Annotated in this window: 15 protein-coding genes and 1 pseudogene; 8 read left to right on the forward strand and 8 right to left on the reverse strand. The window is 71.6% G+C overall.

The window, feature by feature from the left end; translation table 11 throughout:
• The 3 genes from OKJ99_RS04700 to OKJ99_RS04710 all read left to right on the forward strand — a co-directional run.
• A partial coding sequence (locus tag OKJ99_RS04700) for an FAD-dependent oxidoreductase (RefSeq protein ID WP_326014456.1) occupies nucleotides 1-748 on the forward strand: 748 nt, incomplete at its 5' end.
• Between the two features lie 261 nt (nucleotides 749-1009).
• A complete protein-coding gene (gene asnB, locus OKJ99_RS04705) occupies nucleotides 1010-2851 on the forward strand; it encodes an asparagine synthase (glutamine-hydrolyzing) (protein WP_326014457.1) in 1842 nt (613 codons plus the stop codon).
• Nucleotides 2852-2985: 134 nt separating this feature from the next.
• The gene (locus OKJ99_RS04710) at nucleotides 2986-3375 is read left to right on the forward strand and encodes a VOC family protein (protein ID WP_326014458.1); all 390 of its coding nucleotides are present in this window, start codon (nucleotides 2986-2988) and stop codon (nucleotides 3373-3375) included.
• Between the two features lie 61 nt (nucleotides 3376-3436).
• Here the strand turns inward: OKJ99_RS04710 and OKJ99_RS04715 are convergent, their stop codons facing one another.
• The 3 genes from OKJ99_RS04715 to OKJ99_RS04725 all read right to left on the reverse strand — a co-directional run bounded on the left by OKJ99_RS04715 (nucleotide 3437) and on the right by OKJ99_RS04725 (nucleotide 4665).
• Complete coding sequence (locus OKJ99_RS04715) at nucleotides 3437-3781, reverse strand: VOC family protein (RefSeq protein ID WP_326014459.1); 345 nt, start codon at nucleotides 3779-3781, stop codon at nucleotides 3437-3439.
• Nucleotides 3782-3817: 36 nt separating this feature from the next.
• Nucleotides 3818-4054: a hypothetical protein gene (locus OKJ99_RS04720; protein WP_326014460.1), complete on the reverse strand. Its 237-nt coding sequence runs from the start codon at nucleotides 4052-4054 to the stop codon at nucleotides 3818-3820.
• Between the two features lie 74 nt (nucleotides 4055-4128).
• Nucleotides 4129-4665 (reverse strand): SRPBCC domain-containing protein, encoded by a 537-nt coding sequence (locus OKJ99_RS04725; protein ID WP_326014461.1) that lies wholly within the window; start codon nucleotides 4663-4665, stop codon nucleotides 4129-4131.
• A 147-nt stretch (nucleotides 4666-4812) separates the two neighbouring features.
• Between OKJ99_RS04725 and OKJ99_RS04730 the strand changes: the two genes are divergently transcribed.
• Together OKJ99_RS04730 and OKJ99_RS04735 are read left to right on the forward strand one after the other, a co-directional pair.
• Entirely contained in the window at nucleotides 4813-5784 is a 972-nt protein-coding gene (locus OKJ99_RS04730) for a glutathione S-transferase family protein (RefSeq protein ID WP_326014462.1), read from the forward strand.
• A 37-nt stretch (nucleotides 5785-5821) separates the two neighbouring features.
• Nucleotides 5822-6970, forward strand: coding sequence for a dihydrofolate reductase family protein (locus tag OKJ99_RS04735; protein ID WP_326014463.1), 1149 nt, complete (start codon nucleotides 5822-5824; stop codon nucleotides 6968-6970).
• Here OKJ99_RS04735 and OKJ99_RS04740 read toward each other — a convergent pair.
• Nucleotides 6884-7843, reverse strand: a complete 960-nt coding sequence (locus tag OKJ99_RS04740; RefSeq protein WP_326014464.1) for a DMT family transporter — start codon at nucleotides 7841-7843, stop codon at nucleotides 6884-6886. The genes OKJ99_RS04735 and OKJ99_RS04740 overlap by 87 nt on opposite strands.
• A gap of 95 nt (nucleotides 7844-7938) precedes the next feature.
• On the opposite strand from OKJ99_RS04740, the gene OKJ99_RS04745 reads away from it, so the two are divergent.
• From OKJ99_RS04745 to OKJ99_RS04755, 3 genes are read left to right on the forward strand one after another with little or no spacing between them, the layout of a single operon-like run.
• On the forward strand, nucleotides 7939-8559 hold the full coding sequence (locus OKJ99_RS04745; RefSeq protein ID WP_326014465.1) for a TetR/AcrR family transcriptional regulator: 621 nt from the start codon (nucleotides 7939-7941) through the stop codon (nucleotides 8557-8559).
• Nucleotides 8556-8993, forward strand: a complete 438-nt coding sequence (locus OKJ99_RS04750; protein WP_326014466.1) for a protein-tyrosine phosphatase family protein — start codon at nucleotides 8556-8558, stop codon at nucleotides 8991-8993. Before OKJ99_RS04745 ends, OKJ99_RS04750 begins: the two co-directional genes overlap by 4 nt.
• Nucleotides 8994-9050: 57 nt before the next feature.
• Nucleotides 9051-9719, forward strand: a complete 669-nt coding sequence (locus tag OKJ99_RS04755; protein ID WP_326014467.1) for a DUF4230 domain-containing protein — start codon at nucleotides 9051-9053, stop codon at nucleotides 9717-9719.
• Here OKJ99_RS04755 and OKJ99_RS04760 read toward each other — a convergent pair whose 3' ends face one another.
• From OKJ99_RS04760 to OKJ99_RS04775, 4 genes and pseudogenes are all read right to left on the reverse strand, one after another.
• A complete protein-coding gene (locus OKJ99_RS04760) occupies nucleotides 9720-10460 on the reverse strand; it encodes an alpha/beta hydrolase (protein ID WP_326014468.1) in 741 nt (246 codons plus the stop codon).
• Nucleotides 10461-10599: 139 nt separating this feature from the next.
• Nucleotides 10600-11475 (reverse strand): PhzF family phenazine biosynthesis protein, encoded by an 876-nt coding sequence (locus OKJ99_RS04765; RefSeq protein ID WP_326014469.1) that lies wholly within the window; start codon nucleotides 11473-11475, stop codon nucleotides 10600-10602.
• A gap of 87 nt (nucleotides 11476-11562) precedes the next feature.
• On the reverse strand, nucleotides 11563-11934 hold the full coding sequence (locus tag OKJ99_RS04770) for a hypothetical protein (RefSeq protein WP_326014470.1): 372 nt from the start codon (nucleotides 11932-11934) through the stop codon (nucleotides 11563-11565).
• A gap of 74 nt (nucleotides 11935-12008) precedes the next feature.
• Nucleotides 12009-12426, reverse strand: a pseudogene (locus OKJ99_RS04775) (putative protein N(5)-glutamine methyltransferase); the annotation flags it as partial.

The raw sequence follows: 12426 nt of genomic DNA on the forward strand, positions 1-12426 counted from the left end.
AGGAACCGAGGATGGAGATGATGTTCTGCTCGGTGAGGAACGAGTCGTTGAGGACGGCACCGAGGATCAGGAGCAGCCGGGCGTCACGATCACCTGGGGCACCAACGTGGTGGGCGTGGAGTCCGGCACGGTGCACACCAGCCGCGGCCCTGTATACGGGGACCGGGTCCTGCTCTGCGTCGGCCACGACCTGGACCGGCTGTATCCGGCGGAGGCCGAGGCGCACGGCATCGAACGGTGCCGCCTGTCGATGGCCCGGGTCGCGGCGCCCGAGGCCTTCCGCACGGACTCGGCGGTCCTGACCGCGACGTCGATGCTGCGCTACGACGGCTTCACCGCGATGCCGTCGGCGGACCGGCTGCGGGCCGAGGTCACCGCGCACAGCCCCGAGTTGCTGGACGTGGTCGCCAACGTGATGTTCACGCGGCTGCCCGACGGCACGGCCCTGGTCGGCGACTCGCACGCGTACGACGCGACAGAGATCCCGTTCCAGGACGAGGCGACGGCCGAGCTGCTGCTGCGCGAGGCCTCCCGCGTCCTGGGCGTCCCCTCGGTGCGGGTCACCGAGCGCTGGCAGGGCGTGTACGCGAGCAGCCCCCGCGGACCGCTGCTCGTCCGCGAAGTGGCGCCGGGCGTACGGGCGCTGTCGGTGACGTCGGGGATCGGCATGACGCTGTCGTTCGGGCTCGCGGCGGCGACGTTCGACGGGTCACTTGCTGAGACAGCGGCGGGCCCGGAGCAGGATTGATCAATTCTTTGCCTGTGGCCGGATCTCTCTGGTAGCCCAAGGCAACTTTTTTCAGGAGGCCCCCACCACAAGGGATTTGCGAAGGGGATCATTCCGGTTGGCGTCACGACCGGCGGCTGAAACCGCTCGGTCGGGCGCCTTCGGCGCGTTACGGGCACATTGACCGACCCCGCCGCCATGACACACGCTCGAAACATAGATGCCGTGTACAACTTGTTGCCCCGGTTGGCCACGGCCGTACGGCGAGCAGGAGGAAGCGTTATGTGTGGCATCACCGGCTGGGTTTCCTTCGACCGTGACCTGCGGGCCTCGGCCGAGACATTGAATGCGATGACCCAGACCATGGAGTGCCGCGGTCCCGACGACCGCGGCACCTGGATCGAGGGCCCGGCGGCGCTCGGTCACCGCAGGCTCGCCATCATCGACCTGCCGGGCGGCCGGCAGCCCATGACCGTCGAGACACCGAACGGGAACGTCGCCCTTGTGTACTCGGGCGAGACGTACAACTACACCGAGCTGCGCGCCGAACTGGCGGCCCTCGGCCACGAGTTCCGCACGGACTCCGACACCGAGGTGGTGCTGCACGGCTACCTCGAGTGGGGCGAGGACCTGCCCGAGCGCCTCAACGGCATGTACGCGTTCGCCGTCTGGGACGGCCGCACCGACAAGCTCGTCATGATCCGCGACCGGATGGGCATCAAGCCCTTCTACTTCTACGAGACCCCGGACGGCGTGCTGTTCGGCTCCGAGCCCAAGGCGATCCTCGCCAACCCGCTCGCCGCGCGCCGGGTCACCCTGGACGGCCTGCGCGAGTTGTTCACGCTCGTGAAGACTCCGGGGCATGCCGTGTGGGACGGGATGAACGAGGTGGAGCCGGGCACGATCGTCACCGTCGACCGCGCGGGACTGCGACAGCGCGCCTACTGGACGCTGGAGACGAGGCCGCACACCGACGACCAGGAAACGACCATCGCCAGGGTCCGCCAGCTGCTCGACGACATCGTGCGCCGTCAGCTCGTCTCGGACGTGCCGCGCTGCACGCTCCTGTCGGGTGGCCTCGACTCCTCCGCGATGACGGCGATCGCCGCCGATCAGCTGGCCGAGGAGGGCAAGACGGTGCGCAGCTTCGCCGTCGACTTCCTCGGCCAGGCCGAGAACTTCGTCGCCGACGAGCTGCGCGGCACGCCCGACACCCCGTTCGTGCACGACGTGGCGCAGGCGTCGGGGACCGACCACCAGGACATCGTGCTCGACTCGAACGCGCTCGCCGACCCCGAGGTGCGCGCCCGCGTGATCCGCGCCCGCGACATCCCGGCCGGCTTCGGCGACATGGACGCCTCGCTGTACCTGCTCTTCAAGGCGATCCGCGAGCACTCGACGGTCGCCCTGTCCGGCGAGTCGGCGGACGAGGTCTTCGGCGGCTACCTCCAGTTCTTCGACGAGGAGGCCCGCACCGCGGAGGCGTTCCCGTGGCTGGTCAGCATGGGCAAGCACTTCGGTGACGACTCGGACGTGATCAGGCCCGAGCTCGCCAAGCGGCTCGATCTGGAGGGGTACACCGCCGACAGCTACGCCGAGGCGGTGCGCGGCATCGAGCGCCTGGAGGGCGAGAGCGACTTCGAGTACCGGATGCGCCGCATCTGCTACCTGCACCTGACGCGCTTCGTGCGGGTCCTGCTCGACCGCAAGGACCGGGCGAGCATGGCGGTGGGCCTGGAGGTGCGGGTCCCGTTCTGCGACCACCGGCTCGTCGAGTACGTCTACAACACACCGTGGGCGCTGAAGTCGTTCGACGGGCGCGAGAAGAGCCTGCTGCGCGAGGCGACGGCGGACGTGCTGCCGGCGTCGGTGTACGACCGGGTCAAGAGCCCCTACCCGTCGACGCAGGACCCGAAGTACGCGCTCGCGCTGCAGGAGCACGCGAAGGACCTGCTCGCGAAGCCCTCGCACCGGGTCTTCGAGATCGTCGACCGGGACCGGCTCAGCGTCGCCGCCCACCGCGAGAGCCCGCAGATCACGCAGGCCTCGCGGCGCGGCCTGGAGCGCACGCTGGACCTGGCGCTCTGGCTCGACATGTACGACCCGGAACTGGTCCTGGACTGACGCCGGAGCCGGAGCCGAAAACGGGCTGGCCCGGAGGGCCACCCCATGTCTAAGATCCCTCGCAGCATCGCGTGCCGGTCACCGACCGGGTGAGGCATGGAGGTGCCGGAGTTGCCTTCTGGAGGCAATCCACCATGGCGGTTCAGCTCAATCACACCATCGTTCACTCCCGGGACAAGCGGGAGTCGGCCGAGTTCCTCGCGCACATCCTGGGGCTCGAAGTGGGCGAGGAATGGGGCCCGTTCATCCCGCTCGATCTCAGCAACGGCGTGACCCTGGACTTCGCGACGATCCCCGCCCAGTCCATCGTCATGCAGCACTACGCCTTCCTCGTCACCGAGGAGGAGTTCGACGGGATCTTCGGGCGCATCAAGGACGCGGGGCTCACGTACTACGCGGATCCCCACGGCAAGCAGCCGGGCGAGATCAACCACAACGACGGGGGCCGTGGCGTGTACTTCATGGACCCCGCGGGCCACGGCATGGAAGCGATCACGCGCCCCTACGGGAGCGGTGACCAGTAGAACCGGGATCGGGTGGGGCCGTGGCCTTCGGGCCCGGCCCCACCGCTCGTGGCCGGCCCGGTCAGCCGTCCTGGAGCACCCCGAAGACGTTGCCGTCCGCGTCCTTCAGGGACGCGATGCGTCGGCCCGGTCCGACCTCCGTGACGTCCTGGATCACCTCGGCGCCGGACTCGACGAGGGACGTGACCATCCCCTGGATGTCGTCGACGGTCCAGTAGCCCACGGGTCCTGTCATGCCCTGCTGGTGCCCGGCCGGGTTCAGGCCGAAGTGCTGTCCCGCCACGTCGTAGCCCACGTAGTACGCCTCGTCCGAGGACGGCTCCACGCCGAGCAGCCTGGTGTAGACGGCCTTGGCGGCGGCGAGATCTCGGACGGGGGTGATGATCGTGTGCTGACCGCTGGTCATGAAGTACTCCTTCACTCGTTACGCGGCTCTCACCGCTCAGCCGAAGTTCGTCACGTCCAGAACGAGGAACACCGTTCCGACGACGAACGCCGCGATGCCGAGCGCACCGAGGGCGAGCGCCGTCCGCCTGGCCGGGCGGCAGGCCGCCTCGGCATCCTCCTGCCGGACCGAAGCCCCGCACGGCAGCGCCGCAAGACCGTAGGTCACCAGTCCCGCGGTACCGACCGTGAGGCCGAGTCCGAGCCACGTCACACTCGCGGACATAAAGGACATACGTCCGATTTTGCGCCCGTTCGTGGGATCCCGCTATCCAGGCTGTGACCGTGCGCACACGCGGTGCGCGCGCCTCAGGACTCCTCGTCCATGCCGGGCACGGGGGCGCCGGACGGGAAGCCGAGGGCGGTGTAGGCGTCGTAGAGCTCCTTCCACGGCGGCGTCGCGCCCGTGTGGTCCTCCGTCAGGGGCGCGCCGCGGTCCGCCGCGTCGAGGGCGAGCAGGCAGACCTCCCAGCCCGCCGCGTTGCGCGCCGCCGCGTCCGCGCTCAGCAGCACATTGGTGAGCGTCAGGTGCGTGCCTCCGTCACCGCGCTCCTCCAGGTCGTACTGCAGCTCGTCGCCTCCCCAGGTGAAGGAGAAGAGGCGCGGGGGCTCGGCGGCGACGATCGTGCCCACCGACTCCGGCATGTTCGGGTCGTCGAAGAAGCGGATCGTCGCGCCGGGGCTCAGCTCCCCGGCCTCGAAGGTGGACGGGAACCAGTGCGCGAGGTCGACCGGGTCCGTGACATAGCGCCAGACGCGGTCGATCGGCTTCTCGTACGTGCGGGTGAACCGGACGCCGGGACGGCCGTCGTCCAAGGTGAGGTAGCTGCCGGTCGTGGTCGTCATGCCTGCGCCTTCCTTGCCATCACGGTCAATGCCCACTCCGACCCTCTCATCGGGCACTGACAAGCGCCTGCGCCGCGGTGGTGCGCGGGCCGTTCCTCGGGCAGGCTCGGGGCGCACGATCGCGTCCGCCCCCGGAGGGAGACCCAGGTGCCCGGCAACGACTCGTACGGCAAGAAGGCCTTCAAACGGTCCCGCAGCCACTTCACCGACCGGATCACCGCCGACGGCCGCGACGGCTGGCCGGTGGAGGCAGGCCGCTACCGGCTCGTCGTGAGCAAGGCGTGTCCCTGGGCGAGCCGCGCCCTGGTGGTGCGCCGTCTGCTCGGCCTGGAGGACGCCCTGTCGCTCGCGGTCACCGATCCGATCCAGGACGACCGCAGTTGGCGCTTCACCCTCGACCCGGACGGGCGCGACCCGGTGCTCGGGATCCGCTACCTCAGTGAGGCCTACGACGCGCGGGAGACCGGGTACCCGGGCGGCGTCAGCGTGCCCGCGATCGTCGACGTGCCGTCAGGCAAGCTCGTCACCAACGACTACCAGCAGCTGACGCTGGACCTGGAGACCGAGTGGACGGCGCTGCACAGGTCCGGCGCGCCGGACCTGTATCCGGAGCCGCTGCGCGACGAGATCGACGACGTCATGGACGGCATCTACCGGGACGTCAACAACGGCGTGTACCGGGCCGGGTTCGCCAGTGAGCAGGACGCGTACGAGAAGGCGTACGGGGACGTGTTCACGCGGCTCGACACGGTGGCGCAGCGGCTTGCCGGGCAGCGGTATCTCGTCGGCGACACGATCACGGAGGCGGACGTCCGGCTGTTCACGACGCTGGTCCGCTTCGACGCCGTCTACCACGGCCACTTCAAGTGCAACCGCAACAAGCTGGCCGAGGACCCGGTCCTGTGGGCCTACGCGCGCGACCTGTTCCAGACGCCCGGCTTCGGGGACACGGTCGACTTCGACCACATCAAGCGGCACTACTACCAGGTGCACACCGGCATCAACCCCACGCGCATCGTGCCGCTGGGCCCCGACCCGTCCGGCTGGCTGACCCCGCACGACCGCGAGAAGCTGGGTGGGCGGCCCTTCGGGGACGGCACGCCGCCGGCGTCTCGATAGGGTCGGGGCGTACGTTCCGCCCGGTCACGGAGTCGCCATGTCCCGCCCGCACGTGTTGTTGTCCGCCGCAGTCTCACTCGACGGATGCCTCGACGACACCGGTCCTGAGCGGCTGCTGCTGTCCGGCGCGGAGGACTTCGAGCGGGTGGACGCGGTGCGGGCGGCGAGCGACGCGATCCTCGTCGGGGCGGGGACGCTGCGCGCGGACCGGCCCCGGCTGCTGGTCAACTCGCCGCAGCGGCGCGCCAAGCGGGTCGACGACGGGCGGCCCGCCTACCCGTTGAAGGTGGCGGTCACCGCCTCGGGGGACCTGGATCCGGGTGACCCGTTCTGGACGACGGGCGGTCAGCGGCTCGTCTACACGACCGAATCGGGCGCCCCGCGCGCCCGCACGCGCGTGGGCGGCGCCGCCGACGTGGTGGACCTCGGCACGCATCTCGACTGGGCGGCACTCCTCGACGACCTCGCCGCGCGCGGCGTACAACGGCTGCTCGTCGAGGGCGGCGCGCATGTGCACACGCAGCTGCTGCAGCTGGGGCTCGCGGACGAACTGCGCCTCGCCGTCGCCCCGTTGGTGGTCGGCGAGCCGGGAGCCCCGCGCCTGTTCGGTCCCGGCTCCTACCCGGGCGGGCCGCGCAGCCGGATGCGGGTCCTTGCCACGGAGCGGGTCGGGGACGTGATCGTCACCCGGTACGCGCCGACCGTCCCGGGCCCCGGGGCGGCGGCCACCGCGGCGGACCGGCACTGGCTGCGGCTGGCCTGCGAACTCGCCACCGAATGCCCGCCGTCGCAGACCGCGTTCAGCGTCGGCGCCGTGGTCGTCGCCGACGACGGCACGGAACTGGCGCGCGGTTTCTCGCGCGAGGGCGAGGACCCGGTGGTGCACGCCGAGGAGGCCGCGCTCGGCAAGCTCGCCGCCGACGACCCGCGCCTGGCCGCGGCCACCGTCTACAGCAGCCTGGAGCCGTGCGCCCACCGCGCCTCACGCCCGAGGCCGTGCGCCCGGCTCATCGTCGACGCGGGGGTGCGCCGTGTGGTGACGGCGTGGCGGGAGCCGGACACGTTCGTGCCGGGCGCCGACGGGATCGGGGTGCTCGCCTCAGCGGGCGTCACCGTGGTGGAGGTCCCGGAGCTGGCCGGCGCGGCGGTGCTCCCCAACCGCCACCTTGTCGCGGCCGCTCCGTAGCGGGTACGCGCGCGTGCCGAGCCGCACGACCACGACCGCCGAAAGGCCGAGGGCGAGTCCCAGCGCCGTGCGTACCCCGAAGGGCTCGCCGAACATCAGCGCTCCCCACACGGCGGTGACCGGCGCCATCAGGAACATCAGCGTGTTGACCTGGGTGAGGCCGCCGCGCCGCAGCACGATCCAGTAGAGGCCGTAGCCGCCGAACGTCGACAGGCCGACGAGCCAGGCGATCGACAGCCAGAAGGACGGCGCGGCGGGCGGCGCGGCCTCGCCGAACGCGACGGCGAGGCCGCTGAAGACGACGGCGCTGGTGGCGCAGTGCACGGTGAGGGCGACCATCGGCTCGACCCGGGTGCGCGAGCGGCTCTCCACGAAGGTGGCCGCGACCAGCGACAGCATGCCGAGGAACGGGACGCCGTAGGCCCACCACGGGACACCCGTGACGGCGCCCGCGTCGGCCGTGGTGACGACGACGACCCCGGCAAGACCCAGGCACAGGCCGAACCACTGCCGCGCGGTGACGTACTGCCGCAGCAGGGGTCCTGCCAGGGCGCCCGCGACCAGGGGCTGGGTGCCGTCGATGAGGGCGGTCGTGCCGCTGGAGACGCCGAGCTGGATGGCGTAGTAGACGGTCAGGAGGTAGCCGCTCTGCGACAGGGCGCCGATGACGACCTGCCGGCCCACGGGGCGACTGCCCAGCCCGCGCCATCGGTCCCGGCCGGCGAGCAGCGCGACGGCGCCCAGGACCAGCGCCAGCGGCAGGAACCGCCACATCAGGGTGGTCACGGCGCTGGCGTCGCCGGCGCCGAGCTTCGCTCCGATGAAGCCGGAACTCCAGGTCAGGACGAATCCGATGGACAAAAGGACGTTCATGGCAGGGCCACCGCCTCGCGTGATCGGGTTCAGGGGAAGAGGTATACAGATCTGTCTACCTGGCACCACTATACAGATCGGTATACCCTGGAGGCATGCGTACGACGACGAAACCCGCCCCGCCGACCGTCGACCCCGACCGCCCCGACCTCACGCCGGCCGCGCGCAAGGTCCTGGAGACCGCCTCACGGCTGTTCTACGAGCGCGGCATCCACGCGGTCGGCGTGGACCTGATCGCCGCCGAGGCGGGCGTCACGAAGAAGACGCTCTACGACCGCTTCGGCTCCAAGGAGCGGATCGTCGTCGACTACCTGGCGACCCGCGACGCCCGCTGGCGCGCCTACCTCGCCCACCACCACGACGACGCCGAACTCTCCCCCACCGACCGGGTACTGGCCGTCTTCGACGCCTCCCAGGAGTGGATGGGCGCCAACAGCGGCAAGGGCTGCAGCATGGTCAACGCGCACGCGGAGATCAGCGACCCCGCGCACCCCGCGTACGCGGTGATCACCGGTCAGAAGCGGTGGATGCTGGAGCTGTTCACCCGGCTTGCGGGAGACGTGGCGCCGGACTCCGCAAGGGAGTTGGGGCGCTCCCTGATGCTGCTGCACGAGGGCGCGCTGGTCTCGGACGGCCTGGACGTGTTCCCGGACGCGTTCGGGCGGGCGCGCAGGATGGCGGCGTTCCTGCTGTCGGCGGCGAAGGACGCGCGGTGACGGCGGCGGCCTGGGAGGCCGGGGCGCCGGGTGTGCTGCGACTGCCGTCCGGGCGGCTCGTGCGCGGCAGGGGGCTGCGCGATCCGCTGCCCGCCGGTCCCCCGCCGACGTACGGCATCTATCTGCTGGGCGCCGAACCCCCGCTCACCGACTGGGAGTCGACCTGGCTGCGCTGGCCCGACTTCCGGCTGCCCGCCGACCGTGCACGCGCGCGTGCCGTGCTCGCCGAGGCGTGGCGGCGCTGCGCACACGAGCGGGTCGAAGTGGCGTGCGTGGGTGGCCGCGGTCGTACGGGGACGGCACTCGCGTGTCTAGCGGTACTGGACGGAGTACCGGCGAGCGGGGCCGTCACCTACGTACGCGAGCACTACGCGCGTGGGGCGGTTGAGACGCCGTGGCAGAAGCGGTACGTACGGAGGTTCGCGACTTCTTGAAAAGGGCGTGATCAGCGCTCCCAGTGGCATTTCGTAGTCATGGGAAGGAGGTCCCCCATGACGCCGAGGACCGCACTGCCCCGCTGGGCGAGGGCCGCGCTGCTCCCCCTGTGGGCGAGAGCGGCGGTCGTGCTTCTCGTCGTGCTCGCGCTCGTGTTCGCCGGGCTGAGCATGGTGCACCGCCTGGACGACGTGTTCGGCAGCGAGACCCACGACCGCTCGGGGCCCGCGCTGCTCAAGTCCGTGCGGGACCTGAGCCGTTACGACGCCGCGGCCGGGAACTACCAGGTGGTGGTCGACCTGGACAAGGACTCCAAGTATCTGCCGGACGCCATCCAGGGCACACGCACGCTCTACGTCGGCGCGGGCGCGGTCAACGCGTACGTGAACCTGGGCAAGCTCGGCCCGGGCGATGTGCGGGTGAACGACGAGCGCACGTCCGCGACGCTGCGCCTGCCGCACGCCCGGCTCGCCGCGCCCGTGCTCGACACGGACCGCTCGTACGCCGTGGCGAAGCAGCGCGGCCTGCTCGACCGGCTCGCCGACCTCTTCTCCGACAACCCGGGCGACGAGCGGGCGGTACGCCAACTCGCCGCCCGGCACATCGGCGAGGCCGCGCGGGACAGCAACCTCACGGGCCGCGCCGAGCGGAACACGACGGAGATGCTGAGCGGCCTGCTGCGGTCCCTGGGATTCCGCGACGTGAACGTCTCCTACGGGACGTGACTAGCGCAGATGCCGGGCGAAGAAGCGGGCCGCGTCCTCTCCTGCGGACTGCGGGACGCCCGTGTGTCCGCCCATGTTGGCGAGCAGCGTCTTCTCCTTGGAGCCGAAGGCGTCGAACAGGTCAAGGGCCGCCTGCCGGTCGTTCCCCTCGTCGTCCCACTGCAGCAGGACATGGAGCGGAATGGTCACCCGGCGGGCCTCCTCGAACATGGCGCGGGGGACGAAACTCCCGGCGAAGAGACCGGCGGCCACGATGCGCGGCTCGACCACCGCCAGTCGGACGCCGATGGAGATCACTCCTCCCGAGTACGCGACCGGACCGCCGATCTCGGGCAGCGCGAGCAGGGCGTCGAGGGCGGCCCGCCACTCCGGGACCGACTGCTCGACGAGCGGGAGGATGACGGCGTCGATGATCTCGTCGCCCACCGGCTCGCCGGCCTGCAAGGCCCGGCGAAGGTCGGCGCGTGCCTCGTCGACGGCGGCAAGGCGGGGCCGGTCACCGCTCCCGGGGAGCTCGACGGTGGCCGCGGCGAAGCCCTGTGCCGCACAGCTTCGGGCCCGGCCGGCCAGCCGCGGGTACATCTTGTGCAGCCCGAGCGGCGGGTGGCCGAGCAGGATCAGCGGGACCGGCGCGGACGCCGAGGCGGATGCGGGCGTCCACAGGATGCCGGGGGTGTCGCCGAGGGTGAACGCGCGCTCGAGGACACCGTCGTCGAGGCGTTGTTCAGAGGTGAAGTGCATGGTCGTGCCTTTCGGGAGAGCACAGCAACGGCGCTCCCGGACGACGACCTATCGCCCGACCGTGACTCCGGAGGAGAGCACCCACGTCGATTCGTTCACGGGTACCACCTCCTCGTTCTCTCGCACGGCCTCCGCAAGGCTAGCACCGCAGGCGGACGGCGGCGCCGGACACCCGCACCCGCCGGTCCCCCGCCCGCACGTCGACCTCCAGCAGCGAGGGGCGGCCCATGTCGTGGCCCTGGTGCAGCGTCAGGTGCGCCTCGTCGGGGACGAGGCCCAGTTCGCGCGCGTACGCGCCGAAGGCGGCGGCCGCCGCGCCCGTGGCGGCGTCCTCGACGACGCCGCCGACCGGGAACGGGTCGCGCACATGGAAGGTGGTCGCGTTCTCGCGCCACACCAGCTGCACGGTCGTCAGGTCGAGCCGGCGCATGAGGGTCAGCAGGGCGTCGAAGTCGTAGTCCAGAGCCGCCAGCCGGTCACGGCTGGCGGCCGCGAGGACCAGGTGGCGCACGCCCGCGTAGGCGATCCTCGGGGGCAGGCCGGAGTCCAGTTCGCCGGCCTGCCAGCCCAGCGCGGCGAGCGCCTCCGCCACGTCCTCCGGGGCCGCCTCGTGCACGCGTGGTTCCACGCTGGTGAGGGTGGCCTTGAGGACGCCGTCCTCGCGGCGGACGGCGACCGGCACGCGCCCCGCCGCGGTGTGGAACTCGAAGTCCCCTGTGCCGAATTGCTCGCCGAGTGCCACCGCGGTGGCGACGGTGGCGTGGCCGCAGAAGTCGACCTCCGCCTTCGGGCTGAAGAACCGCAGCGTGAAGGACCGCTTGTCGTCCGCGTCGGGTCCCGGCGTCAGGAACGCGGACTCGGAGTAGCCGAGCTCGGCGGCGATCCCGACCATGTCCTGGTCGCCGAGCCCGGCCGCGTCGAGCACGACACCGGCGCCGTTGCCACCCTCCGGGCTCGTCGAGAACGCGGTGTAGTGCAGCACTTCGGGGGCCGGGGGCGGCGCGGTGTTCGTCATGGTGGCAGAGCCTTTCACAGGCGGGCGGTGCTGTCCTGGACACGGTCTCCCTGACGAACGCCCGTCGCCCCACGGCGAATTCCCCGGTCAGTGCCGCGTCGTCAGGCGCAGATGAAACTCCTGTTCCTGGTCGCCGGAGGCGGCGGTCTCCTCGGTGACGGTGAACGCGGACGCCAGCGCCGCGCGCACGCGGTCCAGGGCCTCGTGGCCGCCCTGGATGTCCGCGGTGACCGTCCCGGACAGGGGCCCCGCCTCGCGGGGCGCTGGCCGGGACGCGGCGTCCACGGTGGTGAGCCAGACCGTCGCATCGCCTTCGGGGCGCTCGGTCGGCGTACGGTCCGAGGGGAAGGCGGTGGACAGCACGCGCAGGACCGTGTCGGCGTCCTGTGGTGTGCAGTCGCTGAGGGCCACGCCCACCACCGTGGGGGCGTCGCCGTGGACGGGAGTCGTGTCGGTCATGGTGGCTGCTCTCTCTGCGTCGCCGGTTTCCTGATCTTCCGGGTACCGGCGCCGCGCCGGGTCAAACCCCGAGGTCAGGAGAGGCGCGTACCGACGACGATCGTGGCGTACAGGTCCTCGTTCGCGACCACGCGCGCGTGCAGGCCCGCCGAGCGCACGGCCGCCTGTGCCGCGGCGGCCTGGCGCTCGCTCGTCTCGACGAAGAGGTGTCCGCCGGGCGCGAGCCAGTCCGGGGCCCCGCGTGCGACCCTGCGCAGCACGTCGAGGCCGTCGTGCCCGCCGTCCAGGGCGATGCGCCGCTCGTGGTCGCGGGCCTCGGGCGGCAGCAGCGGGACGTCGCCGGTGGGGACGTAGGGCCCGTTCGCCACCAGGGTGTCGACACGGCCTCGGAGGTCGGCGGGCAGCGGCGCGTACAGGTCGCCTTCGTGGACCTCGCCGCCGTGCGGGACGAGGTTGCGGCGGGCGCAGCGCACGGCCGCGGGGTCGAGGTCG

Origin of the sequence: Streptomyces endophyticus, from assembly GCF_035798155.1 — a bacterium.
GTDB lineage: Bacteria > Actinomycetota > Actinomycetes > Streptomycetales > Streptomycetaceae > Streptomyces > Streptomyces endophyticus.